The sequence below is a fragment of the Cellulosimicrobium sp. BMG9.23 genome, from assembly GCF_059159985.1.
The window spans coordinates 373,307-399,902 of sequence record NZ_JBZGBZ010000003.1; the positions used below are offsets into that span (position 1 = coordinate 373,307).

Consider the following 26,596-nt stretch of genomic DNA (forward strand, 5'->3'; position numbering starts at 1 on the left):
CTTCCTCGCGCCCGGCGTCGTCGCCGGGCGGTCGGGAGCGGGGAGGGAGGCCCGGGGAGTGGGCCGCCGGACGTCCGCCCCCTTTGGCGGGACGCCGGGTATCAGGTAAGTCTCGATCGACGCTAGCAACGCGACCGCCACGGAGGACAGCGAGTAGCAGGTAGATCGGCCCGCCCAGCCCGTCACGATTCGGTCACGGGGGCGGAGTATCCAGTACTTGGTCGGCCACGACGTCGCCCGCGGCAACCGACGTCGTCCACCGGCGGTGGACAGAGCCGTGGATTGTTCACCGCGACGTCACCCGCAGGTCCCGCACCGGACGCCCGCGCGCCACGCGGCGCCACGACGCTCTGCTTCGGCCCGTTCGACCCGCCGAAGGAGACCCATGCCACCGACCACCGCGCGCACCGGCACCCGCCGCTCGCGCCTCGCCGCGCTCGTCGCCACCGGCGCCGCGCTCACCCTCGGGCTGGGTGCGGTCCCCGCCCTGGCCGCCGCGCCGTCGAGCACCGGGACGCAGGGGACGCAGCAGGCACGTCTGCCCCTCGCCCGCGCGGCAACGTCCCCCTGGGTGCAGCCCGCCGCGGGCGAGACGTTCCACCGCCTCGCGACGTACCCCGTCTTCGAGAACCGCCCGAGCGGCGCCGCGGTCGAGGACACGACGGTCGCGGAGATCTCGGCGGTGAGCGAGGACGGGAAGACCGTCGTGCACACCGACGCCGCCGCGCGACGCATCGGGTTCCTCGACATCTCCGACCCGAGCGCGCCGAAGGGTCTCGGCACGCTGAGCCTCGCCGAGCTCGGGTCCGAGCACGACGAGCCGACCTCCGTGGCGATCGTGGGCGGCTACGTGCTCGTCGTCGTCGACACCTCGGCGAGCTTCGTCGACGCGAGCGGTCGTCTCGACGTCGTGGACCTCGAGACCCGCGAGAAGGTGACGTCCTTCGAGCTCGGCGGACAGCCGGACTCGATCGTCGTCACGCCGGACGGGAAGCACGCGGTCGTCGCGATGGAGAACCAGCGCGACGAGGAGGCGACGCCCGAGGGCGCGGACGAGGGCGACCTGCCGCAGCTTCCCGCCGGCTTCCTGCAGATCCTCGACCTGCCGGGCGACGACCCGGCGGCCTGGTCGACCCGCCCCGTGCCGCTCGTCGCCGAGGACGGCTCGGCCCTGCCGCTGCTCGTCCAGGCCGGTCTCGACACGCCGCAGGACCCGGAGCCCGAGTACGTCGCGGTCAACCCTGCGGGGACGACGGCCGCGGTGACGCTGCAGGAGAACAACGGGATCCTGCTGGTCGACGTCGCCACGGGCGAGCTCGAGGGCGCGTTCACGGCGGGCGCCGCGTCGGTCGAGGGCGTCGACACGGTGGAGGACGACGTCATCGACCTCACCGGGTCCATCACCGACGTCCCGCGCGAGCCGGACGCGATCGGCTGGATCGACGACACGCACGTCGCGACCGCCGACGAGGGCGACTGGAAGGGCGGCTCGCGCGGCTGGACCGTGTTCGACACGACCTCCGGCGAGGTCGTGTGGGAGGCCGGTGCCGAGATGGAGCACCTCGCCGCGCGCGTGGGCCTCCACAACGAGAGCCGCGCGGAGAACAAGGGCACCGAGCCGGAGGGCCTGACGGTCGCGACGTTCGGCGGGACGCGCTACGCGTTCGTCGGGTCGGAGCGCTCGAACGTCGTCGCCGTCTACGACGTCACCGACGCCACCTCGCCCCGGTTCGTCCAGGTGCTCGCGACGACGAACGGCCCCGAGGGCCTGCTCGTCGTGCCGGAGCGCGACCTGCTCGTCGTGTCGAGCGAGGAGGACGACTCCGAGGCGGGCGTGCGCTCGGCCGTCACCGTGTTCGGGTTCGGCGAGCAGTGGGCCGACGCCGCGGGGTCGCCGCAGTTCCCGAGCGTCGTCTCGGCGGACGCGACCGAGGGCGACGCCGCGGGCGCGCCGATCGGCTGGGGCGCGCTCGGCGCCCTCACCGCCGACCCGGCCGATCCCCAGCGCCTGTGGACGGCGACCGACGCCGCGTACGCCGTGACGCAGCTCCTGTCGCTCGACGTCAGCGCGCACGGCGACGGGTCGCCCGCGGTCATCGACCGGTCCGTGACGCTCACCGCCGACGGCGAGCCCGTCGGCCTGGACGTCGAGGGCCTCGCCGCCCGCCCGGACGGCGGGTTCTGGCTCGCCGTCGAGGGCGCGTCGGGCGCGGAGAACGCCGTCGTCCGCGTCGGCGCGGACGGGGCTGTCGCCGAGACGGTCGCGCTGCCCGACGGCGTCGCCGCCGGCCTCGGCAAGCAGGGACTCGAAGGTGTCGCGATCCAGGGCTCGGGCGAGACCGAGCAGGTGTGGGTCGCGCTCCAGCGCGGCCTGACGACCGACGCCGGGGGCACGGCCGGGACCGCGCGACTGGGCCGGTACGACGTCGCGACGAGCACGTGGGACTGGTTCGCCTACCCGCTGGAGACGACCACGACGGCGGGTGACTGGATGGGCCTCAGCGAGGTCGCCGTCGTCGACGACGACACGCTCGCCGTGATCGAGCGCGACAAGCTCAACGGCCCGGCGGCCGCGGTGAAGCGCGTCTACGTCGTGGACGTGCCGCAGACGGCGGTCGGCGCGGCGTCGTCCACCTCGGTCGCGCTGACCAAGGAGGTCGCGCACGACGTGCTGCCCGACCTGCGCGCCACGAACGGCTGGACCCAGGAGAAGCTCGAGGGCCTGACGATCGGGGGCGACGGCATGATCTACGCCGTCACCGACAACGACGGCCTGTCCGACGCGACGGGCGAGACGGTGCTCCTCGGCCTCGGCGACGCGGCGGACGTGTTCGAGGGTCACCTCGACCCGACGGATCCGGGCGAGCCCGGGCCCGGCGGGCCCGGGGGCGAGACGCCGGGAGCGGGCGAGGAGCCGCCGTCGCCGGCGCTGCACACGGTCGACGCCGACGACCTCACCGACGCCGACCAGGGGGGCGTGACGCTCTCGCCGAGCACCGTGCGCCCGGGTCAGCAGGTCACGGCCACCGCCGAGGGCTTCGCGCCGGGGGAGTGGGTCTCCGCGACGCTGTTCTCGACGCGGGTCGAGCTCGGGATGTTCCGTGCGAACGCCGACGGCGTGCTCACCGCGACGGTGACCGTCCCGGCCGACGTCGCGGCGGGGACGCACCGGTTCGCGATCGTCGGGCAGGTGGACGGGCGCGTCCTGTGGACGGAGCTCGAGGTGCTCGCCGACGGCTCAGGCTCGAGCGAGGACGACGACGCCGGGTCGCCGGGCGGTCTCGCCACGACCGGCGCGCACGTGGGCGCCTTCGTCGGCCTCGCGATCGTCCTCATCGGCGCGGGCGTCGCCATCGTCGTCGCCCGCCGCCGGATGCGCCGCATCCCCGGCTGACGGCCCGACCCGCTTCCCCGGGAGCACGAGGCCCCGGGGAGCGGGTCACGGCGGGAGGCGACGCGAGCACGAGCCCTGGAGGGCGGCGTCGGGGGCGAAGGGCGTCAGAGCCGCGCGCGGCGACGGACAGCCGGGAGACCGTGGTGACGGCGCGGCAGCCCGAGCACCGACGCCGCCCTCCAGGGCGACCCGAGCCGGTCGGACGCTACCCTCGCGCGGGTCAGTCCCGGTCGTTCGGCATGAGGAGCCACAGGACGAGGTACGCCAGGACCTGCGGCCCGGGCAGCAGGAACGACACGACCGTCACGACGCGCACGACGGTCGTGCTCCAACCGAAGCGGCGCGCGATCCCGGCGCACACGCCGGCGATCATGCGGCCCTGACGCGGGCGCGAGAGCGTGGAGGAGTTGCCGGCGGAGGCTGCTGAGGTGCTCATGCCTCGACGCTACGGCCGCTCGTTCCCCGGCGACATCCGGAAAACCCCCCATTCGACCCTGGTCCCGGCGGGCACCGACCCGGACGGTTCGGGCCGCGAGCAACCGGAGACGGTGCCACATTGGCCCGATGAGCAGCACCGACACCTCGCAGAGCCCACAGGGCGCGGACCCGGACACGCGGCTGTCCCGGTCCGTCGGCGGCCGGCTCCTGTACCTGTTCATCCTCGGCGACGTCCTCGGGGCGGGCGTGTACGCGCTCGTCGGGGAGATGGCCGGCGAGGTCGGCGGGGCCGTCTGGCTCCCGCTGCTCGTCGCGCTGGGGCTCGCCCTGCTCACCGCCGGGTCGTACGCCGAGCTCGTCACCAAGTACCCGCGAGCGGGCGGCGCCGCGGTCTTCGCCGACCGGGCGTTCCGCAGCCCGCTCGTGTCGTTCCTCGTCGGCTTCTCGATGCTCGCGGCGGGCGTCACGAGCGCGGCCGGCCTGTCGCTGGCCTTCGCGGGCGACTACTTCGCGACGTTCGTCGACGCGCCCGACCGGCTCGTCGCCGTCCTCTTCCTCGGGGCCGTCGCGGCGCTCAACGCACGTGGCATCAAGGAGTCGCTGCGTGCGAACGTCGCCATGACCGCGATCGAGCTGTCCGGGCTCGTGCTCGTGGTCGTGCTCGCGGCGGTCGTGCTCGGGCGGGGCGACGGCGAGCCTGCGCGCGTCACCCAGTTCGCCGAGGGCACGACGCCGGCGCTCGCCGTCCTCGCGGGCGCGATCCTCGCGTACTACTCGTTCGTGGGCTTCGAGACGTCGGCCAACCTCGCCGAGGAGGTGCGCGACGTCCGGCGCACCTATCCCCGTGCGCTGTTCGGCGCGCTGATCACCGCGGGCGTCGTGTACGTCCTGGTCGGGCTCGCGGCGGTCGCGGTCGTGTCCCCGGAGACGCTCTCGGGCTCGTCAGGACCGCTGCTCGAGGTCGTCGACGCGGAGGGCTCCGTGCCGGCGTGGGTGTTCTCGCTCGTCGCGCTCATCGCCGTCGCGAACGGCGCGCTGCTCACGATGATCATGGCGAGCCGCCTCGCGTACGGGATGGCCGAGCAGGGCATCCTGCCGTCCGCGCTCGGGCGCGTGCTGCCCGGCCGTCGCACGCCGTGGGTCGCGATCGTCGTCACGACGATCGTCGCCATGGGCCTCGTCTTCACGGGCGACGTCGCGGCCCTCGCCGAGACCGTCGTCCTCCTGCTGCTGCTCGTCTTCGCCTCGACCAACGTCGCGGTGCTCGTGCTGCGGCGGGACCACGTCGACCAGCCGCACTTCCGCGTCGCGACGGTCGTGCCGGTGCTGGGTGTCGCGTCGTGCGTGCTGCTGCTCACCCAGCAGGACGGCGTGACGTGGCTCCGCGCGGGGGCGCTGCTCGCCGTCGGGGTGGTGCTGTACCTGGTGATGCGGTGGACGGGCGGCGTCGGCCGCGACCGTCGCCCGCGCGCCGAGATCGGCAGTTCGGCGCGAGACCGGTAGCCCAGCCCGAGATCGGCCCTTTGAAGGACCGATCTCGCGCCGTCGTGCCGATCTCGCGCCGTCGTGCCGATCTCGTGCTCTCGTGCCGATCTCGAGGTGTGAGCTCAGTCGCGCGACACCACGACGCTCGCGCTGTGCCCGCCGAACCCGAACGCGTTGACCAGCGCGTGCCGCGCCGTCGTCGCCTGCGCGGAACCCCGCACGACGTCGAGGTCGATCGCCGGGTCCTGCGTGTCGAGGTTGAGGGTGGGCGGCACGACGCCGTCGCGCAGCACGAGCACCGCGGTGAGCACCCCGAGCGCGCCCGAGGCGCCGAGCAGGTGCCCGGTCGCGCCCTTGGTCGACGTGACGGGCGGCGGGGAACCCAGGGCCGCGCGGACCGCGGTGGCCTCGTTCACGTCCCCCACGGGCGTCGACGTCGCGTGCGCGTGCACCAGCCCCACGTCGGCCGGCGTGAGCCCCGCGGACCGGATCGCCTGCGTGATCGTGCGCGCCTGGTTCTCCGGGTCGCCGCCGACGATGTCGAACGCGTCCGACGTGAGCGCGGCCCCGGAGACGACCCCGTGGACCGTCGCACCCCGCCCCCGCGCGTGCTCCTCGCTCTCGAGCACGAGCACCGTCGACCCCTCGGCCATGACGAAGCCGTCGCGACCGACGTCGAAGGGCCGCGACGCGCGCTCGGGATGATCGTTGCGCGTGGACAGCGCGCGCGACTGCGCGAACGCGGCGATCGAGAACGGCAGCACGCCCGCCTCGACCCCGCCGCAGACGACGACGTCCGCCGTGCCCGCGAGGATCATCTCCCGGCCCATCGCGATGGCCTCCGTGCCCGCCGCGCACGCGCTGATCGGCGCCCGAGCTCCGGCCTTGGCGCCGAGGACGATCGACAGCCACGCGGCCGGCCCGTTGGCCATGAGCATCGTCACGGTGTGGGGGGAGACCCGGCGGTAGCCCTGCTCGTCGAGCACCTTCGCCTGTGCGAGCGTCGTCGCGATGCCCCCGTTCGCGGACCCGATCGCGACCGCGAGGCGCGTCGCGTCGACGTCGGGAGCTCCGGCCGACTCCCACGCCTCACGGCCGGCGACGAGCGTGAGCTGCTCGGCCCGGTCCGTCCGGCGCGACTCCCGGACGCTCAGCGACTCCGCGAACGTGTCGTCGACCCTGGCCGCGATCCGCACCGGGAGGTCCCGCGCCCACTCGTCCTCGATCGCCCGGACGCCCGAGCGGCCGGCGACCAGTCCCTCCCACGTCGCCGCCGCGGTGGTCCCCAGAGGGGTCACCGCTCCGAACCCTGTCACCACTACGCGTGTCATGGACGCCCCCCGCTCCCTCGACCCGTCACCGCGACGGGTGCCGGCTGATGGGCACTATTCCAGGACATGGAGGCCGCATCTGTCGTCTCGGGGCGCGCGACGACGGCCGGGGCGATCTCACACCACTCGATTCCCGACCGGCGCCCGCGATGACATGGCCGATGACCGCCAGACGTCACGACGGGACATGGGGAGGCTGGGCGCATGACGAGTCGTCCCTCTCCCTCTCCTCTGCCCGCGCCCCCCGGAACGCCCGGTCCGACGGCGACGCCCACCCACGTCGTCGTCGACCCGGGGATCCTGTACTTCGGGACGCCCGTCGCGCTGCTCAGCACCGTGGACGTCGACGGTCGGGTGAACCTCGCGCCGATGTCCTCGGTCTTCTGGCTCGGCCGCACCGTCGTGCTCGGTCTCGGCGCGCGCTCCCAGACCGCGCTCAACCTCGCCGCGACCGGCGAGGTGGTCGTCAACCTGCCGTCGACGAGCGAGGTGGACGCCGTCGACAGGATCGCGCTCACCACGGGCCGCGATCCCGTGCCCGCGCGGAAGGCCGCGGTCGGCTACCGGCACGAGCCGGACAAGTTCGCGCGCGCCGGGCTCACGCCCGTTCCCGCGGACACCGTCGCCCCGCCTCGCGTCGCCGAGTGCCCGGTCACCGTGGAGGGAACCCTGACGCACGCCCACCCGCTGGGGCGGGACGACCCGGCGCGCGCCGGGTCGCTCGTCGCGTTCGAGATCGCGGTGTCCCGCGTGCACGTGCACGAGCACGTCCGGGTGCCGGGGACGGACCACCGCATCGACCCCGACCGGTGGCGACCGCTCATGATGAGCTTCCAGCGGTACTACGGGCTCGGCGTCGAGGCTCACCCCTCGCGCCTCGCGTCGATCGAGGAGGACTGGTACCGCTGACGTCGGTGCCCGTGACGTCTGCGCGGGGCCGGGACGTCGACCCGGGGCTACCAGCCGCCGGGGCTGAGGATCTTGCGGATCCGCTTCTCGCTCACCGGGCCGTCCGTCCCGAGCTGCTGCGCGAACAACGACACGCGCAGCTCCTCGACCAGCCACCGCACCTCGGCCAGCTCCTGCGCCCGCACCAGGTCGCTGGGGCCGGCCGCGTACGCGGCGCGGGCCTTCGCGAACGCCTCCTCGACGTCGTGCACGCGCCACGCCAGCTCGGCGTCGCGGTTCGGGTTCGCCTGCGCCTTCTCCAACCGGTACGACGCCGCACGCAGGTACCGCGTGAGGTGCGGCAGCCGCTCGGGCGGGCTCGCCGAGACGAAGCCGTCGTGGACCAGTCCGGCCACCTGGTCGCGCAGGTCCGTGAGCGTGTTGAGCAGCGCGAGACTGTTCGCCGCCCGGATCTCCGCGTCGAGGTTCCGCGACGCCGTGAGCGCCGCGACCACGTGCCCGACCACCTGGTGCACCTGGTCCTCCACGTGCGCCCGGACGAACGCCCGCGCCGTGGCGTAGGCGACGGCGCCGCGGATCGCGACGGCGTCCGGCTGCGCGCCGTACGCCCCGCTGCCCCCGCTCGTCAGCGCGATCACCGCCGCGAGCTGCAGGTCCGCGACGAGCGCCTCCGTGTTCCGGTACGGGCTCGCCGCGAGCGTCAACGACTGCATCCCGCTCCACCGGCTCGTGATCCGACCCGTCGTGAGAGCCACCTCCCCGAGCAGCAGCCGCCGCACGCCGCGCGCGTGCTCCCGCGCCTGAGCGTTCGCGTCGGCGAGCACCCGCAGCGCGACGCTCGGCTTCCCCTTGGCGTCCTGCTCCTCCACGAGCGCCGGATACCCGCGCACGACGACACCGCCCCCGAGGTCCGTCGACACCGTCTCCGGCAGGGTGCTGTCCGGCAGTTCCGGCCATGTCTTCAGGTCGGTCTGCTCGGCCACCAGGGCTGCCGTGGTCGGGTTCGCGGTGGTGGTCGGGTCCGCGGCGGCTGCCCCCGAGGTGCTCGGGCTACCATCCGGAGCCCTCGTTCCTCGGGCTCCTCCCGCCAGGCCCGCCACGCCCTTCGCATCCTCGGGCGCAGCCGCCGCTCCGCGGTCATCTCGCCACTGGCCGGCCGTGCCCGACGCCGCGCCGTCGGTTCTCGCATCACGTCGCCCGGGTGAGCCGGCCGCGCGAGGTGACCCGGCGCCGTCGGGCACCGTGGAGCCACCGCCGCGGGGTGAGCCGGACGCGGAGGCGGGGGAGGGGGCGTCGGTGGCGAAGGGCGTGGTGGGCCTGGCGGGAGCATCGCGAGGAACGAGCGATGCGGATGGTAGCCCGAGCGCCGACGCCCCCTCCGGCGCCGCCCCAGCCAACGACCCGGCCTCACGCAACGCCGCACCGACCGCACCCTTCACGGCGGCCCGGACCGCCGCCTGGTTCTGGGCGGCGAGGCGGCGCTGGAGCGCGCGGAGGTCCTTCGACTCGTCGAGGACCACCTCGCCCTGGCGGCGGGGGTCGACGACGCGGAAGGTCATGCGCAGGTGCGCGGGGAGGCGGGACTCCTGCTCGGGGCCCCAGGCGTCGTCGGGGATGACGACGTCGCGCAGGGCGCGGACCGCTCGCGTGAACGCGGCGGGGAACGGCTCGGCCATGTCGCCGGCGCGGGCCATGTCCTCCCAGGCGGGCGTGCTCTCGCGCAGCCAGGCGACGACGTCGCGGGCGACGTCCGGGGCGGGCACGAGCTGGACGCGGACCGGCTTGGGCAGAGAGCGGATCGTCGCGGTCGCGAGCTCGTCGAGGAGGCCGGGGACCATCCAGTCGAAGCCGTCGGGGACGACGCGGTTGAGGACCGAGATCGGGACGTGGACGGTGACGCCGTCGGCCTCGGTGCCGGGTTGGAACTGGTAGGTGAGCGGGAGCGTGAGCTCGCCCTGCGGCCAGGTCTCGGGGAACTGCGACGTGTCGATCTGCTCGGCGTCGGGCACGAGCTGTTCGAGCGTGAACGTGAGCAGGTCGGGGTCGTCGCGGCGCGCCGTCTTCCACCAGCGGTCGAAGTGCGCAGCGGACACGACGTCGTCGGGGACGCGCTCGTCGTAGAAGGCGAACAGGGCCTCGTCGTCGATCACGAGACCGCGCTGGCGCGAGCGCGCCTCGAGCTCCTCCGCCTCCTCGAGGAGACGCCGGTTCTCGTGGAAGAACTGGTGGTGCGTGGTCCACTCGCCCTGCACGAGCGCGTGCCGCACGAACAGCTCGCGCGCGCCCTCCGGGTCGACCTTGGCGTACAGCACCTTGCGGTCCGCGACGATCGGGACGCCGTACAGCAGCACCTTCTCGACGGCGATCGCGGCGCCGCGTTTCGTCGACCAGTGCGGATCGGAGTAGGTCCGCCGCGCGAGGTCGCCCGCGAGGTCCTCGGCCCACTCCGGCTGGATGCGGGCGACGTCGCGCGCCCACAGGCGGCTGGTCTCCACGAGCTCGCCCGCCATGATCCACGCCGGCGGCTTCTTGCTCAGCGGCGACCCCGGGAAGATCGCGAACCGCGCACCACGCGCGCCGGTGTACTCGTTGCGCGCCTGCTTCTGCGCCCGGCGCAGCGCCTTCGCGCGCGCCTCGCCCTTGAGGTGCGCGACCGACGACGCCTTCACGTCGCCCGTGTCCTGCATCCCGATCTGCGACAGCAGCCCGGCGAGCAGCGCGCGATGGATCGTGTCGCCGTCCCAGGCGCGCTTGTACGCGGTGCTCGGGTCGGGCGCGATGGCTGGGTTCGCGACAGCTGCCCCCGAGGTGCTCGGGCTAGCATCCGGAGCCCTCGTTCCTCGGGCTCCTCCCGCCAGGCCCCCCACGCCCTTCGTATCCTCGGGCGCAGCCGCCGCTCCGCGGTCGTCTCGCCCTGGCGAGCCGGTCGCCGCGGGCGACCCCGCCCCCTCCGCCGTCGTGCTCGACCGTGAACCGCGCGGACGGTACGACATGTCGATGCCGAGGGGCTTGGCCATGTCGCGGAGCTGGGCGACGACGTCCTGCCACTCGCGGATGCGCAGGAAGTTGAGGTACTCGGCCTTGCAGAGGCGGCGGAAGGCCGACGACGAGAGGTCGTGCTGCTGCTCGCGCACGTACTCCCACAGGTTGAGGTAGGTGAGGAAGTCGGAGTGGGGGTCGGTGAAACGGGCGTGGAGCTGGTCGGCCTGCGGTCGTTGCTCTGCGGGGCGTTCGCGGGGGTCCTGGATGGACATGACGGCGGCGATGATGGCGACCTCGCGCGCGACGCCGAGCGTCGAGCCCTCCCAGATCATGCGCGCGAGGCGCGGGTCCATGGGGAGCTGCGCGAGGACGCGGCCGACCTCGGTCAGGCGCGTGACGCCTCGGGTCGCCGAACTGTCAGCGCCGGGCCGGTCGGAGGACCCGTGCAGCGCTGACTTCGTCGCGCCGGAGATCGTGTCAGCACCGGGCCGGTCTCGGGACCCCTGGGGCGCTGACAGGTCCACGGTCTCGAGGGCGCCGAGCTCGGTGAGGAGCTGGACGCCGTCGCGCACGGCGCGCGTGTCCGGGGGCTCGACGAACGGGAAGCGCGCGACGTCGTCGGGAGAGTCGACGACGCCCACCGAGATCATCTGCAGGAGCACCGACGCGAGGGACGTGCGCAGGATCTCGGGCTCGGTGAACTCGGGGCGGGAACCGAAGTCGTCCTCAGAGTAGAGGCGGATCGCGATGCCGTCGGCGACGCGGCCGGAGCGGCCCGAGCGCTGGTTGGCGCTCGCCTGCGAGACGGGCTCGATGGGCAGGCGCTGGACCTTCGTCGCCTTGGAGTAGCGCGAGATGCGGGCGGTGCCCGGGTCGACGACGTAGTGGATGCCCGGCACGGTGAGCGACGTCTCGGCGACGTTGGTCGCGAGGACGATGCGGCGCGACGCGTGCTGCTGGAACACGCGGTGCTGCTCCGCCGAGGACAGCCGCGCGTACAGCGGCAGGATCTCGACGCGCTGCGGGTGCTTCGGGTCGCGCACGCGGTCCTTGAGGTGGCCTTCGAGCGCGTCGGCGGCGTCGTGGATCTCGCGCTCGCCGGAGAGGAACACGAGGATGTCGCCGGAGCCCTCGCGCATCAGCTCGTCGCACGCGTCGACGATGCCCGTGACGAGGTCCTTCTCCTCCGCCCTGGCCTTGCCGACGGTCTTCCCGGTCGCGGGATCGACGTCGGGGGACAGCGGGCGGTAGCGGATCTCGACCGGGAACGTGCGGCCGGAGACCTCGACGACGGGCGCGGCGTCGGGCAGGGCGTCGACCACGTAGTCCGGCGCGCCGCCGAGCCCGGCGAGGTGCGCCGGGGAGAAGTGCGCGGCGAACCGGTCGGAGTCGATCGTCGCGGACGTGATGACGAGCTTGAGGTCCGGGCGCTGCGGGAGCAGCCGCGCGAGGTACCCGAGGAGGAAGTCGATGTTCAGGGACCGCTCGTGCGCCTCGTCGATGACGATCGTGTCGTACGCGAGCAGCTGGGGGTCGCGCTGGATCTGGGCGAGCAGGATGCCGTCGGTCATGACCTTGACGAGCGTGTCCTCGCTCGACGTGTCGGTGAACCGCACCTGATAGCCGACGACGCCGCCGAGCGGCACCTGGAGCTCCTCGGCGATGCGCTCGGCCACCGTGCGCGCGGCGATCCGGCGGGGCTGCGTGTGCCCGATCTGCCCGGCGCGCCCGCGCCCCAGGTCGAGGAGGATCTTCGGCAGCTGCGTCGTCTTGCCGGAGCCGGTCTCGCCCGCGACCACCACGACCTGGTGGTCACGGATCGCGGCCGCGATGTCGTCGCGGCGCGCGCTGACGGGGAGCTGCTCCGGATAGACGATCGGCGGGACCTCGACGGCCGCGCGCTTCTCGGCCGCCCGCTCGAGCTGCGCCCGGCTCACCTGACGCGTGCCCGACGTCGTCCGCTCGCGCCGGTCGGGCCGGGTCCCCGGTCCCGCGCCCTGGGTCTCGTTCGGCGCCTGGCCGGCGGCCTGCGGCCCGCGCCCCCGGCGACGGTTGCCGCGCCGCCTGCCCGCCGCACGCGGTGCGCCGTCCGCACGCGGGGTGCCTTCGGTGGCGCCGCCCTGCTGGTGAGGGCGCACGTCAGGCTGGGGCTGAGGGGACTCGGGACTCACGACGACCCATTCTCTCAAGCGGTGGCAACCGCAAATCACCGTGCGGGCTTCGCCGAGCGAGAACCGTCCACGACGCTGTCAAAGTGCTAGCATCGGCGCGGAGGTGGTCACCATGGCGACGTTGACGATCCGGGGCGTGGACGACGACGTCCGGGAGCGGTTGCGCTCGAGGGCGAAGGAGCACGGTCGGTCGATGGAGGCCGAGGTGCGGGAGATCCTGGCGTCCGCGGTGTCACCTCCGCGGGGGTTCGAGCAAGGGCTCGGCACGTTCATCCACAGGTCGTTCGCGGACGCCGGGCTGACGGTCGAGCTCGACCTGCCGGAGCGGTCGGAGCACGGTCGCGGGGCCGACTTCTCCGCGGCGCCGGACACCGAGCGCGCTGACGCATGATCGTCCTCGACACGAACGTCGTGTCCGAGGCGATCCGGCCCGCACCGGAGAAGCGCGTCCTGCGCTGGCTGGATGCCCAGAGCCCCGGCGACCTGTGCATCACGGCGGTCAGCGTCGGCGAGCTCGTCCACGGTGTGGCCCGGCTCCCGGAAGGGATGCGCCGGAACCGGATCGCGGCTCAGGTGGACGAGCACCTCACGGTGACGTTCGCCGGGAGGGTCCTCGCCTACGACGTCGCGGCCGCGCGGGTGCAGGGCACGCTCCTCGCCCTCCGCGAGCGGACCGGGCGTCCGATGAGCATCGCGGACGCGCAGATCGCCGCGATCTGCCGGGTCCACGGCGCGACGCTCGCGACGCGCAACGTCCGGGACTTCGTGGAGGCGGGCGTGGACGTCGTCGATCCGTGGACTGTTGATGGTCACTGACACGAGGCGTACTTCTCGTCGCCGTCGTGCTGGTTCGTTCGCTCTGCAGCGTGGGCAGGGATCGCCCGGGCAGAGCGCGTCGGACCGGCGCCATCATCCGCGCGCTTCACGTGCTCGCCGCGCATTCAGTTCCTGATCGACGGGTACGACTCCTTGAACCTGAAGGAGTTCCGCGACGCCCTTGCGAATGCGGTGTCCGCGGGCTCGGTGGACGACCTCGAGGCGCTGCACTCGGACCACCTGGCCGACCCCACGTTCTACGCGGCTCAGCATCTGGTGAACCAGCTCAACGACCAGCTCAACAGCCGTGACCGTGTCGCGCCCGATGTTCTGCAGAGGCGCCGCACCTCTCGCGACGTGATGGGCACCGAGCGTTGCCGGCGGGGGCACACGTCCTGGCGAACCAGTTCGAAGAGCTGTTCGAGCGAGGTGAGCGCGTTCCTGCGGGTGGGGTAGCGCGCGTCGTGTACCGCAGCGTTGCCCTTGCGCGGCACCCTCGGCCCAGGACCTGGACGAGGAACCCCTCCCGGCTCGGGAGAGGCGTTCGGGGGAGCGTGCCGTCTGCAGCGCGCCTACCGTGATCCAACGCCGAGAGGAGCCCTATGGACGTGGTCCTGACGGTGGCGGGCGTCGCCGTCATCGTGCTCGTGCTGCGCGACGTGTTCCACACCCTGTGGCACCCGGCCGGCGAGGGACGCCTGAGCGGCCTGGTGGGCCGCGGCGTCTGGGGTGCGGTGCACCGCCTGCCGGCGAGGTCGAGGCCGCGCCGCCTGCTCATGGACCTGGCCGGCCCGCTCGTCCTCGCCGCCGTCGTGCTCATGTGGGTCGCAGGCGTGCTCGTCGCGTGGGGGCTGGTGTTCTGGCCGCACATGCCCAGCGGCTTCGACGACACCACCGGTCCCCCGCCGGCCACGGTGTGGGAGAGGCTCGTGAACACCGGCTACGTCTCGATGGTGGGCCTGTCCACGCTGGGGATCGGCGACATCGTGCCGACGACGCCGTGGACGCGGACCTGGACCGCGCTGCAGGCGATCGTCGGGTTCGCGCTCCTCAGCGCGTCGATGTCGTGGGTCCTGCAGGTGTCGCCGGCGCTCACGCGGCGTCGTGCGCTGGCGCGGCGCCTGACCGCGCTCGCCACGGCGGAGCGCGCGTCGGGCGTGTCCGACGGAGAGAGGGTGGCCGTCCCCGTCACGACGCTCGAGGGCCTCGTGCAGGAGATCGGCACGATCCACGTCGAGATGAGGCACTACGGGGAGACCTACTACTTCCGCGACTCGGTGACCGACGAGGCCCTGCCGGCGGCGATCGGGACGGGCGTCGCGCTCGCGGACGGCGCGATGTGCTCGGACGACCCCGCGGTACGACGCTCGGGCGCGTCGCTCCGGTGGACGCTCGACCGGTTCGCCGCGCTGCTCGACGAGACGTACCTGCGCACCGGCGGCTCGACGAGCGACGTCTTCGCCGCCTACGCGGACGACCAGGACCAGCAGACTGCTCCGCACGACACCCGACGAGCGCCCGGTGCACCGGGCACGTCAGGCGCCGATCGCGCGTGACGTGACGGCGCGTCCGCGTCCCGTCGTGACGGTGACTGACCGTGGCGATGTCTCGGGCGGCGGCGCGACCGCGGGGCCGCACGAGGTCAGCGCGTCGCGCTCCAGACGTTCGTCGTCTCGCACGCCGGGGGGACGTGGAGTCCCTCAGGCGGTCGCCAGCCGTCCGGAGCGTCCTCGACGAGCACGCCGCCGGGGAGCGCGACGGCGTCGCCGTCGGTGTACGACCCGCCCGCGCCGCTCAGCGTCTCGCCGTCCCAGGCGACGAGGTCGCTGCTGAACACGGGCAGCCAGCGGGTGCCGATGTCGTCGGTGACGTACACGCACCCCTCCTCGACCGTCAGGCGTGCTTCGAGGAGGGCGTCGTCGCCCGCACCGACGCTCTCGCCCCATAGCGCGACCTCGTCGACCGTGACCCCGCCCGACCCTGGCCACAGCGAGGCGCAGCCGCCCGCCGCACCCGTGCCGAGCGCGACGAGGGCCGCTGCGATGACGGCGCGCCGTCGTCCTTGTCGGGACGCCGGGTGCCGGGTGCGCGGGCGCGCCGTCGCGCCGGTGCGTGTCATGCCGCGACCGTAGCGGGTGTCGGGTGTCGGGTGTCGGGGGGCAGTGGGACGCTCGGACGACATCGCCGAGCGGGGAGGAACCATGAGCAGCACGGTCCAGGTGACGTTCGACGCGCGGGACCCGCGCGCCCTGTCGACGTTCTGGAAGGAGTTGCTGGGCTACGTCCACCCGGGCCCGCCGGGCGTCGAGCTGCCGGAGGGCGCGGACCCGCTCGCGGCGTGGGACGAGTTCCTGGAGCGGTCGGGCGTGCCCGAGGACCAGCGCAACAGCGCGTCGGCGCTGGAGGACCCGGACGGCAAGGGTCCGCGGATCTTCTTCCAGCAGGTGCCCGAGGAGAAGGTGGCCAAGAACAGGGTGCACCTGGATGTGCGGACGGCACCGGAGCTGCGCGGCGACGAGCGGATGGCGGCCCTGGAAGCCCGGTGCGACGAGCTCGTCGCGCTCGGTGCCTCGCGGCTGCGGCGCTTCGAGCCGGAGCCCCCGACGAGCGTCGGGTTCATCGTCATGGCCGACCCCGAAGGCAACGAGTTCTGCCTCGACTGAGGACGTCGGCCAGGTCCTGCCGCGAGGACAGCGTTCCCCGCCCGCACGGCGTCCCCCCGCCCGGACGGCGTGACCCGCCCGCCCGGGGACGGGCGGACGGGCCACGGGCGTGAGGTGCGGGTCGTCAGCCGCAGGCGACGCCCTCGAACGGGACGGTGACGCTCTCCTCGGGACCGGTGCCGTCCGCGGCGGATGCCGTGACGGTCACCTCGCCGTCCTCGACCGTGCCGGACCTGGTCGAGAACGACTGGTAGGCAGACCTGCCCGGGGCGACCGCGGCGAAGTCCCTCGCCCCGAAGGGCGTGTCGAACCGCACGTCGAGCGCGGCGTCGTCGGCGTTCCCCACGCGGACCGCGACGTAGGCCCGGCCGGCGAGGCAGCGGGCCTCCGCCGTGACGTCCGAGAGCATCGACGGCCCGGTGGTCCGGGCGGCGGTGAAGGTGTGCACCGGCGAGATCGCGGTGCCGCCGTAGGGGCCCGAGACCACCACGTACCACCCGTGCTCACCGGGCCCGACGTCGGACCAGGTCCCCGACGCGACGGTGCCGGCCGGCACGCCGGACACCTCGTCGATCGTCGTCGAGGTGAGCACGTCGACCGTCAGGCCGTCGGTCGCCAGCCGCTTCGTGGTCGGCTCCAGCCCGAGCGCGGCGTAGGGGATCTCGAAGTCCTGCATGCCGGCCGGGTCGTTGAGCGCGGCGTCGTCGGAGTCGAAGTCGTCCAGCGACGGCGAGTACGTCCGCACGACGATCCGGCCGCTCCCGTCGGTGCCACCGTCGTTGTCGAAGTGCAGCAGCCGCAGGTACCCGAGCCCGCCCTCCGGCAGGCCCTGGTAGTCGAACAGCATCGAGTACACCGTGCGGTCGGCGACGCCGTCGCCGTCGTCGTCGAAGTCGTCGGTCCGGGTGTAGGCGTCGTGGTAGTGGCCGGAGCTCACGAGCGCGACGTTCGGGTTCGGCGCCACGACCTCGTCGAGGATGCGCTGCGGGATCGGCCCGAGTCCCCCGGTGGTGAGCATGTACTCGTGGAGGTTGATCCAGACCGTGCGCTCCGGGTACCTCGCGATGACGTCGTTCATCCACGTGATGTGCTCGTCACCCGGCGCCCAGCCCATGGAGAGCAGGAGCAGGTCGACGCCGTTCGCGCTCACCAGGTCGTAGTGCCCCCGGTTGTCCTGGATGTCACCTCCCCACCAGGGGTTGGCGGAGAACCGGTCGGCACCGAAGTACGTCGAGTACTCCGAGTAGTCGGCCAGAGCCCCGCCGACGTCGTGGTTGCCCGCCAGCACGCCGTACGGCAGCCCGGCGTCGTCGAGCTTCCGGTACGTCGGGTCGGCGTTGAGCCACTGGTGCTCCTGGTCCCAGTTGTCGACGATGTCACCGGTGTGGACGAGGTACTGCAGGTTCACCTCGTCGCGGACCTCCAGGACGAAGTCGTGGATGGCCTCCTGGTGCGCGTACCACTCGTCGCCCGAGCCGTCCGTCGGCTGCCCCTGGTTGTCGTTGTAGTACTGCGTGTCCGACTCCCAGGCGATCGTGAAGTCGTACCCGGACCGCGGCGTGGCGTCGGGGTGGAACGGCGTGGCGACGTCCTCACGGCCAGAGCGCGGCGTCCCGGCGAAACCCTCGGAGTGCTGCACGAGCACCGTCACCTGACCGTCGCGGACATGACCCTCCACGGGCACGGTCCCGCCGAGCTCGAACTCGGTGGCCGCCCCGTCGGTCGTGACGTGGCGGTCGACCTCCTGCCAGGTGTCGCCGGCCACGTCGAGGACGGACAGCAGCACCTTCGCGTCGGCGTTCGCCGATCCGGACCAGGCAATCCGCACCTCGCTGTCGGCGGCGGCGTCCTCGGGGACGTCCACCGTGAACAGCTGGTACGGGAGCTCGGTGTCGGAGGAGACCTCTGCGGTGAGACCGTCGGTGCCGACGATCCTGTCGAGCTCGTCGGCGCTCAGGACGGTGCTGCCGTCCCGGTCGGTGGACGAGGCGTCCGTCGTGGTGCCGGAGAACGCCTCGACCCCCGGGTCCGCGGCGTCGAGGGTGTGCCCGACCCGGAACTCCACGTCCAGGTCGTCACCGGTCGCCGAGCCTGGCGTGGCGGACAGCGTCACGTCACCGGCCTCGACGGTGGCGCCGTCGGCCGGCGTACCGAGCTCGACCGTCGGGACCTCGTCGGGCGTGGTGAACCCGAGCGTCCGCTCGGCGAGGTTGCCCAGGGCGTCCGTCGCCCTCAGGACCAGGGTGTGGTCGCCGGCCGCGAGCTCGAGCGACGACGTCGCGTACGGCAGGTCGATCTCCTCGCCGTCGAGCGTGGCCGTGACGGAGTCGACGCCGGAGCCCGAGTCCGACGCCTGCGCGTCGATCGTGAAGCTCCCGCGGTACGTCTCGCCGTCGACCAGCGCCGTGCTGAGCTCGGGGGCCGTGTTGTCGACGACGACGGTGCGCGTCACGGACCGGGCGCCCGCCCCGCTGCCGCTGCTCGCCGAGACGGTGTGCTCGCCGTCGTCCACCGCGGTGGTGTCCCAGGTGTGCGCGAGCGAGTCGAACGCGTCCTGAGGCACCGAGAAGGTGGCGGTGAAGTAGACCTGGTTGGCGTCGTTGAAGCCGATCCGCGTGGTGGGGTCGGGGCACTCGCGGACCGTCTCCTCCTGGCCCTCGCCCGCGCCGCCGCACACCTCGGGGCGCAGCACCCGGCCGTCGGGCAGGGCGAGCCGCAGGTTCATGGCCGCGAAGTCGTCGTTGTTCTCGTCCGGGTCGGGCGCGGGCCAGGCCTTGGTTCCGGCGTAGATGCCCAGGGTCAGGCCCTCCCCGGCGACGACGCGCTCGACCGGCACCTCGCTGGTGACCGTCTCGACGCGGGAGTAGAAGCCCTCGTCGAAGATCGTCAGGACGTCGTCGCCGAGCCGGACGCCGTTGCGGAAGAAGGCGTCGGTGCTCGTGGCCTCGAACGCGAACAGCGCGGGGGCCTCGATCGCCGGGGTGAGCTCGTCGACCTCGGAGCCGTCGATCGACAGGCTCAGGTCGGCAGGGTCGCCGGTCGTCGTGGCCGCCACTCGCGTCGCGCCGCCGACGTACTGCCCCTCGGCCACGTCGAGCCGCACGGGGTCGTCACCGGTGTCGTCCAGGTCGACCCGGACCGGGCCGAGCGTCGTCGTGTTCTGCCCGTCGGACGCCGTGACCGTGTACTCGGCCCAGGACTTGCCGTAGAGGTCGACGGCGGGGACGGCGTAGGAGAACCGGTCGGCCGCCTCGGTGCGCAGCAGCTGCGTGGCCGGCTCGCCGACGTCGGAGGTCAGGGTGAGCTCCACGGTGCTGACCAGCCGGTCGTCCGTCGCCTCGAACAGCAGAGCGAGCCCGTCCGTCTCCGGGGCGTCGTCGCTGCCCGTGAGGTCGGTGACCACCGGCGCCTCGCCGTCCTGCGGCGTGACGACGAGCGCGGCAGGCACCTGGTCCGGCGTCACGGAGCCGGGGGTCGCCGCGCCGGTGCCGACGAGCGTCTGGCTCGTGCCCTCGACCCAGCGGTACTGGATGGGCTGGTCCACGACCGTCTGGTCGTTGTTCATGTAGTCGGCGCGCGAGACCGGGTGACCGGTGTTGGTCTCGACCTGCAGGCCGCGCAGGCCGCCGTTGGCCATGCCGCCGGAGAAGATCTCGACGAGGTCGACGCCTGCGGTCAGCGTGCTCCCGAAGTGGGCGTTGAAGTCCTCGGCCGTGAGGTGGTCGTTCGCGCCGTTCTTGACCCACAGCACCAACGTGCGCCCGGGCTGGATCACCGGGTCTGACGGCGTCGCGGGCCACAGCGTGCTGCTGGTGATCGCGTGGTTCGCGTCGAGGTAGAGGTAGCTGAGCGTGTGCTCCGCGAACGGCACCGGCGCGTCGGAGGCGTTGTAGACCTCGATGAACTCGTAGGCGTCGGCCCCGCCGACGTTCGCCGTGTCCGGCGCCACCTCGGTCACCTGGAGGACGGGCGCGCCGAGGGCCGGGTCGGTCGGGTCGGGAGTCGGTGTCGGGTCCGGAGTCTCGGTCGGGGTGGGGTCTGGGGTCTCGGTCGGTGTGGGGTCGGGCGTCTCGGTCGGGTCCGGCGTGGGCTCCGGTGCGACCGGGGCGAGCTGTGCGGCGTCGACGGCCCCCGGCGTGTACGCGTCGGTGGAGTGCTCCACCAGGGCCGTCGATGCGTCGCCGGGGAGGGCGAAGTGCGTCGAGACGCCCGGTGCGGCGGAGGGACGGTCGTAGACCGACCAGCTCAGCGCGCGCCCTGCCGGGTCGTCGACGCGGATGCCGCGCGGCCCGCTGTTGGCCATGCCGGGCTGCCCGGTGACGTGGAAGAGCGGGACGTCGGCGGCGGCACCGACGGCGGCGCGGAACTCCGCGTCCGTCCTTGCGAAGCTGTCGACGGTGGACGAGGTGTACTGCAACCAGAGCACCGCGCTGCCGTGCGCGGGGATCGTCGCCGTCTCCTCGGCGAGCGCGAGCGGCTTGTCGCTGCCCGACGTGCCGGCGTTCGTGTAGACGTAGGTGAAGCCGTGGTCGGCGACGTCGACGGGCTCGTCGGTCGTGTTCGTCACCTCGAAGAACTCGAAGTCGTCGTACCCGTCGTTGTCGGGAGCGATCTCGGTGACGACCAGCGGCGAGCGCGGGGGCGCGTCGGTGGTCCCGGCTGTCGCCGGGACGGCGGCGAGCGATCCGCCGGCGACGACGAGCGCGGTGATGCCCGCGACCCGTCTGCTGAGGACATGTCGTGACAGGGGCATGCGAAGAGGACCCTTCCTTCGTGGATGTCGGTCGAACGCTGCCCGCACCACGTGAACGGCTCCGTTCCCGCAGGTGAACCCCGGGCGACCGACAGCGGTCGGAGCGGGGTGCGCTGAGACCCGGGTCTCAGCGGGTGCTCAGCCGAGGGCCTTGCGCATGACGACACGCGGCGTCCCGCCGCTGACGCCGGTCGTCGGTGCGGCGCGCACGAACCCGGCCTGCTCGAAGAGCGCGACGGTCCCGACGTACCCGGAGATGACGTCGACACGCTCGGGTCCTGAGTCCACCGGGTATCCCTCGACCGCGGGAGCACCGTGCGCGGCCGCGTGCTCGACGGCGCCCGCGAGCAGGTCGTGCATGAGCCCGCGCCGCCGGTACCCGGCCCGCACCACGAAGCACACGGCGCTCCAGGCGTCGAGCTCGTCGACGAACGGGATCGTGCGCGAGTGCATGAGGCGCCGGTAGGTGCCGCGCGGTGCGACGGAGCACCAGCCCGCGACCTCGCCGTCGACGTAGGCGAGCACGCCGGGGCCGGGCTCGACGGCGCACAGGTCGGCCATGAAGCCGGGCCGGTCGTCGTTGCCGACGCGGCTGTCCCGGTACGACATGCACCAGCAGCCCTGCACCCCGGGGCTCTTGGGGCCTACCACCGTCGCGAAGTCGGTGAAGCGGCCGACGGCGGGGCGCACCTCGACCGAGCGGCCGTCCAGCCTCTCTCTGCTCACCTTCGTGACGCTAGTCCGGCCCACCCACTGCCACGTGCCGGACCCCGGGTTGTGCGGCATTCCGAGCCTGCGGCGCCGCACAACCCGGGGTTCGGCAGCCTGCCGAGGCGGCCGGACGGCGGCGTGTGATGGGATCGACGGGTGTTCACGCGTCCACGCACCCACCTCGACCTCGTCCCGCGTCGCGTCCGTGTCCACGCCGTGACCGAGACCTCGACCGCGCTGCGCCGCATCACCTTCCGCGACGCCGACGAGGAACGCGCCCGTGCCGTCGACGCCCCGTCCGGCACTCGGAGACCGGGCGACCCGGCGGAGCTCGCCGCGCTCACGGCTCCCGGTCCCGACGACCACGTCAAGGTCTTCCTGCCCGACCCGGCGACCGGTGTGCTCCACGCCCCGACGCTCACCCCCGACGGCGCGCTCCAGCGCCCGACAGGCGTCGTGTCGATCTCGCGCGAGCTGACCGTGCGGGCGAGCCGGGTGGCCGACGGCGTGGCAGAGGTCGACGTCGACTGGGTGCTCCACGGCGACGACGTGCCCGGTGCTCCGCCCGGCGAGCCGGGTGGTCCTGCATCCGCCTGGGCGGCGCGCGCGACGCCCGGCGACGAGGTGGTGCTCGTCGGACCGACGGCGAGCCGGGGCGTGCCCGACGGGATCGGGCGGCTCCTGCTCGTCGGCGACGAGACGGGTCTTCCGGCGCTCGCGCGGTGGGTGGCCGCCGTCGGGCCGGACGTGCCCGTGACGGCGATCGTGGAGATCGGTGACGACGTCGACGAGGCGTTCGTCGAGGACGAGCTCGGGCGCTCGAGCGTCGAGATCCTCTACCGCACCGACGGCCCCGGCCAGCTCGCCGAGGCGGTCCGCGCGCTCGGCGCACCCGCCCCGGACGAGTACGTGTTCGCCGCGGGCGAGGCGACCGACCTGGTCCCGGTCCGCCGCCATCTGCGCCACGTCGTCGGCGCGCGCCCCGACCAGCTCGCGATCTCCGGGTACTGGCGGCGCGGCGTCGTGAACCTCGACCACCGCCTGCCGCTGGACCCGACCGACCCGGACTGACCCGGGTCGACGAGGCTCAGGTACCGCGATGAGCCCCGTTTCTCCCGGCCCGGACGGGACGGACGTCCCGTGACGCCCGGGACACGTTCGCACGACCGTGGGGATGTCGGCCGGAGGCCGGCCTCGATCCCGGTCCCGGAGGCCATCATGCGCAAGGTGTACGTCGTCCTGACCGCGCTGCTGCTCGTCGCGGTCGTCGTCCAGTTCTACTTCGCCGCGTTCGGCGTGTTCACCGCGCCGGCTACCGACGACGCGTTCGTCCTGCACCAGGCCAACGGCCGGATGGCGATCCCGCTCCTGACGATCCTCGCGACGGTCGCGGCCGCGCTCGCGCGTGCCGGCGGCCGGACCGTCTGGCTCACGCTGCTACCGCTGGGGCTGATCCTCGTGCAGATCCTGCTCTTCGTCGTCGCCGGCGCGACGGGCTCGTCGCCCGAGCGCACGACCACCGCGGGGCGCGTCATCCTCGGTCTGCACGCGGTCAACGGCCTCGCGATCCTGTGGGTCTGCCTGGTGCTCGTGCGTCGTGCGGTGCGTCTCGCGCGGACCGGCGCGGTGCGTGCCTCCGCGCCCGGGTCCCGGCCGCTCTCCCCGGCCCGCTGATCCGCCCGGCGACCCGTCCACGGGCACCGATCGTGCACCCGACCATCGCGCTCCTCGGCCTCGACCTCGTGCTGACCGTCGTCGGGACGGCCCTCTGGGTCGTCGCGGCGGTGCTCGCGCACGGCCGCGACGACACCGCGCGCGACGAACCCGCGGGCGCGGCCCGACGTCGCCTCGTCCTCGCCGCGGGTGCGTCCGCCGGTGCGCTGGTTGCGCTGGGGGTGCGCACGGCATGCCTCGCGGGGGCGGGCGACGGGGGCTGGTGGTTCGTCGGCGACCGGGTCGCGCTGGGCCTCCCGCTCGCCGCGGCCGGCGCGACGGTCGCGCTCGTCGGTGCCGGTCCCGTCCTCGCGCGAGGCGTAGCGGGTCGCCGCGTCCCGCCCCGACGTCGCGCTGTCGCCGCGGCATCCCTCGTCACCGCTGCCGCGGGGTCCGCGGGGGCGCTCGCGGCGACGACGGTCGTCGGCTATCCGGTGCAGCCGCTCGCCGCGGGGTGGCTCGTCGCGCTCGTCGCGGGTGCCGCCGGGATCGCGTGGGCGGTCCTCGTCGCACGCCCGCCGCGCCGCGTCCAGGCGTCGGCGGGCATCGCCTACGTGCTCGCGCTCGTCCTCGCGGGCGGCTGGGCGTGGGCGGACGACGCCGCGACCCGGGTCGGTCCGGTCGCCCTGCACGCGGGGACCGGGAGCGCGCATGCCGCACCCGGCCCGAGCGGTGGACAGGGGAGGTCGAACCCGGGGAACGAGCCGGTGCCGTCGGGCACGAGCGTGACGGACCTGCGTACGGCGCTCGACGACGTGCCGCCCGGGACGCCGGTCCGCCGCTACGAGCTCACCGCGCGGACGGAGCGGGTCACGCTCCCGTCCGGCACCACGGTCGATGCGTGGACGTTCGGGTCGTTGCCCGGTCCGCCGCTCGTGGCGACGCAGGGTGACCTCGTCGAGGTGACGCTCCACAACGACGACGTCGCCGCGGGCGTCACGCTGCACTGGCACGGGTACGACGTCCCGAACGGCGAGGACGGCGTCGCGGGCGTGACACAGGACGCGGTCGGGCCGGGCGACGAGCTCGTCTACCGGTTCGTCGCCGAGCAGGCCGGGACGTACTGGTACCACACGCACCAGACGTCGGCTCGGGGCGTGCAGCGCGGGCTCTACGGTTCGCTCGTCGTCCACCCGGCGGACGGACCGCGCGCGGACCTCGACCTCGCGCTGCCCGTCCACACGGTCGACGGCGTGACGATCCTCGGCGGGTCCGACGTCCCGGCGGTGCACGAGACGTCGCCCGGGGCGAGCGTCCGGCTCCGGCTCGTCAACACCGACCAGCGGCCGTGGCTGTTCTCCGTGGCCGGCGCTCCGTTCCGCGTGGTCGCCGTCGACGGCGACGACCTGCACGGCCCGCAGGAGCTGGCCGGCAGCTCGGACGGCTCCGGGACCGTGCTGCGCGTACCCGGTGGCGGGCGCTACGACGTCGTGCTGACGATGCCCGACGTCGAGGTGCGCCTCGCGCTCGACGGCGCCCCGAAGGCGGGGCTCGTCCTGGGACCGGCGGGTACGCGGACGCCCGCCGAGGTGCCGTTCGTCGACGGGCACGAACTCGACCTCCTGGACTACGGCACCCCCGTCCGGGCGGGAAGCATCGCTGCGGACGACGGGCCGAGACCCGCCGCCGACCCGCTGCGGCCGGACGTGGAGACCGTGCTCGTGCTCGACCGTCAGGTGCGGTTCGTGCACGGCGTCCCCGCGTACGCCTGGACGGTCGGAGGGCGCGTGTGGCCGCACGTCCCGCCGATCGCGGTCCGTGAGGGTGACCTGGTGCGCCTCGTCGTGGTGAACCGCAGCAGCGAGACGCACCCCGTCCACCCGCACGGGCACGACGTCGAGGTCGTCTCGCGCGACGGCGTCGCGCCGCGGGGCAGCCCGTTGCGGCTCGACACGTTCGACGTGCGCCCGGGTGAGGTGTGGGAGGTGCTGCTCCGAGCGGACAACCCGGGGCTGTGGATGACGCACTGCCACAACCTCGACCACGCGGCGCTGGGCATGGTGCTGCACCTCGCGTACCAGGGCGTCACGACTCCCTACGAGCTCGGCGGGCACGGCCCGGCGGACCCGTCGGCGCGAAACGAGCCGGAATGAGCTCCGCACCGGTTCCGGCACGCGTCCCCGTTCTCGCACGACCGACGCGCACGCTCGCCGTCCTCAGCGGCGCGGCGGGACTCCTGGCGGGCGTCGCACTCGTCGGGTTCTTCGCGCTCAGCGACCCGTGGCTCGCGGGCGGGTACGGACCCTGGGCGTGGCTCGGCCCGACGAGCGACGTGCTCGGCGCGGTGTTCGCGCTCGCGCTCGTCCCGGCGGTGGTCGAGCTCTCCGTCGCCGCGCGCGGTGATCGGCTCGTGCGCTGGTGGGGCGTCGCGACCGTCCCGGGTCTCCTCGCCCTCTCCGCCGCGTCGTTCCTGCTCGTGGCCGGGCGTGTCGAGCTCGGCACCCAGCTCGCCGCGAGCGCCGTCGCGATGCCCGTGCTCGTCGGGTTCGTCGCGCTCGTGTGCCGCCGCGGCGAACGGCAGGGGCTGGTCGGCTGGACGACCGCGCGGTTCGGGCTGGCGACCGTCGTGCTCGCGGGCGTCGGGGTGCTCCTCGGGGTGCCGGCCCTGACGCTCCTCCCGCTCGGCTCGGCGGGCCAGGTCGTGCTGCTCGTCCCCGGCGTGCTGGCGTGGGTCGGGCTGTCGACATGGCCTGCGGTGCTGGGGATCGGGTCGGGCCGCACGGCTCCGCCCGCCGTCGTCCGGGCGGCCGATGCGACGGTGCGCCGCGGGTACCGACTCAGCGGCGGGCGGATCTTCGCGCACGCGAAGGGCGCACCCGTCCTGCTCCTCACGACCACGGGGTGGCGCACCGGCGAGCCGCGCACCGTCCCGGTGGTCCACGCGCGCGACGGTGCCGCGCTCGTCGTCGTGGGAGCGGGCGGCGTGCTGGCGCGCGGCGAGACCTCGCCGCCCGCGTGGTACGACGACGTCCTCGCAGACCCCGACGTGCGTGTCGAGCTGGGGAGCGAGGTGCTCGTCGCTCGGGCGATCGGGCTTGCCGGCGCGGACGAGCTCCGGGCACGCGACCTCCTCGAGTCGACGTACCCGCGCCTCGCGGCGTCCTGGCGCGCGACACCCGGTCGCGTCGCGCCCATCCGGCTCGAGCCCGTGTGAGCGCGGCACCTGGACCGACGGCCCGACCGGGCGTCGCCCGACAGGGCGTGCGCCTTCCTGATGACGTCCGGGTGCT

18 protein-coding genes are annotated in these 26,596 nt (G+C 73.8%); 12 read left to right on the top strand and 6 right to left on the bottom strand.

Annotation, left to right across the window (positions count from 1 at the left end):
• Positions 1 to 385 precede the first annotated feature (385 nt).
• A complete protein-coding gene (locus tag AC4H2G_RS06095) occupies positions 386 to 3,394 on the top strand; it encodes an esterase-like activity of phytase family protein (RefSeq protein WP_494364859.1) in 3,009 nt (1,002 codons plus the stop codon).
• 220 nt (positions 3,395 to 3,614) lie between these two features.
• Here AC4H2G_RS06095 and AC4H2G_RS06100 read toward each other — a convergent pair whose 3' ends face one another.
• Entirely contained in the window at positions 3,615 to 3,830 is a 216-nt protein-coding gene (locus AC4H2G_RS06100; RefSeq protein WP_494364860.1) for a PspC domain-containing protein, read from the bottom strand.
• Between the two features lie 128 nt (positions 3,831 to 3,958).
• On the opposite strand from AC4H2G_RS06100, the gene AC4H2G_RS06105 reads away from it, so the two are divergent.
• Positions 3,959 to 5,335 (top strand): APC family permease, encoded by a 1,377-nt coding sequence (locus AC4H2G_RS06105; RefSeq protein WP_494364861.1) that lies wholly within the window; start codon positions 3,959 to 3,961, stop codon positions 5,333 to 5,335.
• A gap of 104 nt (positions 5,336 to 5,439) precedes the next feature.
• Here AC4H2G_RS06105 and AC4H2G_RS06110 read toward each other — a convergent pair whose 3' ends face one another.
• The gene (locus AC4H2G_RS06110) at positions 5,440 to 6,648 is read right to left on the bottom strand and encodes a beta-ketoacyl-[acyl-carrier-protein] synthase family protein (RefSeq protein WP_494364862.1); all 1,209 of its coding nucleotides are present in this window, start codon (positions 6,646 to 6,648) and stop codon (positions 5,440 to 5,442) included.
• Positions 6,649 to 6,852: 204 nt separating this feature from the next.
• Here AC4H2G_RS06110 and AC4H2G_RS06115 point away from each other — a divergent pair, with 204 nt between their 5' ends.
• A complete protein-coding gene (locus AC4H2G_RS06115) occupies positions 6,853 to 7,557 on the top strand; it encodes a flavin reductase family protein (protein WP_494364863.1) in 705 nt (234 codons plus the stop codon).
• Positions 7,558 to 7,604: 47 nt separating this feature from the next.
• Here the strand turns inward: AC4H2G_RS06115 and AC4H2G_RS06120 are convergent, their stop codons facing one another.
• Complete coding sequence (locus AC4H2G_RS06120; protein WP_494364971.1) at positions 7,605 to 12,476, bottom strand: DUF3418 domain-containing protein; 4,872 nt, start codon at positions 12,474 to 12,476, stop codon at positions 7,605 to 7,607.
• Between the two features lie 346 nt (positions 12,477 to 12,822).
• On the opposite strand from AC4H2G_RS06120, the gene AC4H2G_RS06125 reads away from it, so the two are divergent.
• The 4 genes from AC4H2G_RS06125 to AC4H2G_RS06140 all read left to right on the top strand — a co-directional run bounded on the left by AC4H2G_RS06125 (position 12,823) and on the right by AC4H2G_RS06140 (position 15,082).
• On the top strand, positions 12,823 to 13,101 hold the full coding sequence (locus tag AC4H2G_RS06125; protein ID WP_494364864.1) for a FitA-like ribbon-helix-helix domain-containing protein: 279 nt from the start codon (positions 12,823 to 12,825) through the stop codon (positions 13,099 to 13,101).
• On the top strand, positions 13,098 to 13,526 hold the full coding sequence (locus AC4H2G_RS06130; RefSeq protein ID WP_494364865.1) for a type II toxin-antitoxin system VapC family toxin: 429 nt from the start codon (positions 13,098 to 13,100) through the stop codon (positions 13,524 to 13,526). Before AC4H2G_RS06125 ends, AC4H2G_RS06130 begins: the two co-directional genes overlap by 4 nt.
• A gap of 153 nt (positions 13,527 to 13,679) precedes the next feature.
• On the top strand, positions 13,680 to 13,982 hold the full coding sequence (locus AC4H2G_RS06135) for a hypothetical protein (protein WP_494364866.1): 303 nt from the start codon (positions 13,680 to 13,682) through the stop codon (positions 13,980 to 13,982).
• 146 nt (positions 13,983 to 14,128) lie between these two features.
• Positions 14,129 to 15,082, top strand: coding sequence for an ion channel (locus AC4H2G_RS06140; RefSeq protein WP_494364867.1), 954 nt, complete (start codon positions 14,129 to 14,131; stop codon positions 15,080 to 15,082).
• A gap of 86 nt (positions 15,083 to 15,168) precedes the next feature.
• On the opposite strand, the gene AC4H2G_RS06145 is transcribed toward AC4H2G_RS06140, so the two are convergent.
• On the bottom strand, positions 15,169 to 15,645 hold the full coding sequence (locus AC4H2G_RS06145; protein ID WP_494364868.1) for a hypothetical protein: 477 nt from the start codon (positions 15,643 to 15,645) through the stop codon (positions 15,169 to 15,171).
• Between the two features lie 82 nt (positions 15,646 to 15,727).
• Here AC4H2G_RS06145 and AC4H2G_RS06150 point away from each other — a divergent pair, with 82 nt between their 5' ends.
• Positions 15,728 to 16,189 (top strand): VOC family protein, encoded by a 462-nt coding sequence (locus tag AC4H2G_RS06150; RefSeq protein ID WP_494364869.1) that lies wholly within the window; start codon positions 15,728 to 15,730, stop codon positions 16,187 to 16,189.
• A 124-nt stretch (positions 16,190 to 16,313) separates the two neighbouring features.
• Here the strand turns inward: AC4H2G_RS06150 and AC4H2G_RS06155 are convergent, their stop codons facing one another.
• Entirely contained in the window at positions 16,314 to 20,942 is a 4,629-nt protein-coding gene (locus AC4H2G_RS06155) for a metallophosphoesterase (RefSeq protein ID WP_494364870.1), read from the bottom strand.
• A 138-nt stretch (positions 20,943 to 21,080) separates the two neighbouring features.
• Positions 21,081 to 21,668 carry a GNAT family N-acetyltransferase gene (locus tag AC4H2G_RS06160; RefSeq protein ID WP_494364871.1) on the bottom strand — a complete coding sequence of 196 codons (588 nt, stop codon included), beginning with the start codon at positions 21,666 to 21,668 and terminating at the stop codon, positions 21,081 to 21,083.
• Positions 21,669 to 21,809: 141 nt separating this feature from the next.
• Between AC4H2G_RS06160 and AC4H2G_RS06165 the strand changes: the two genes are divergently transcribed.
• The 4 genes from AC4H2G_RS06165 to AC4H2G_RS06180 all read left to right on the top strand — a co-directional run bounded on the left by AC4H2G_RS06165 (position 21,810) and on the right by AC4H2G_RS06180 (position 26,520).
• Positions 21,810 to 22,724 carry a siderophore-interacting protein gene (locus tag AC4H2G_RS06165; protein ID WP_494364872.1) on the top strand — a complete coding sequence of 305 codons (915 nt, stop codon included), beginning with the start codon at positions 21,810 to 21,812 and terminating at the stop codon, positions 22,722 to 22,724.
• 147 nt (positions 22,725 to 22,871) lie between these two features.
• Positions 22,872 to 23,327, top strand: coding sequence for a DUF6220 domain-containing protein (locus AC4H2G_RS06170; RefSeq protein ID WP_494364873.1), 456 nt, complete (start codon positions 22,872 to 22,874; stop codon positions 23,325 to 23,327).
• Between the two features lie 32 nt (positions 23,328 to 23,359).
• Positions 23,360 to 25,459, top strand: coding sequence for a multicopper oxidase family protein (locus tag AC4H2G_RS06175; protein WP_494364874.1), 2,100 nt, complete (start codon positions 23,360 to 23,362; stop codon positions 25,457 to 25,459).
• Positions 25,456 to 26,520, top strand: a complete 1,065-nt coding sequence (locus AC4H2G_RS06180; RefSeq protein WP_494364875.1) for a nitroreductase/quinone reductase family protein — start codon at positions 25,456 to 25,458, stop codon at positions 26,518 to 26,520. The genes AC4H2G_RS06175 and AC4H2G_RS06180 overlap by 4 nt, the downstream gene beginning before the upstream one ends.
• Positions 26,521 to 26,596: the final 76 nt, after the last annotated feature.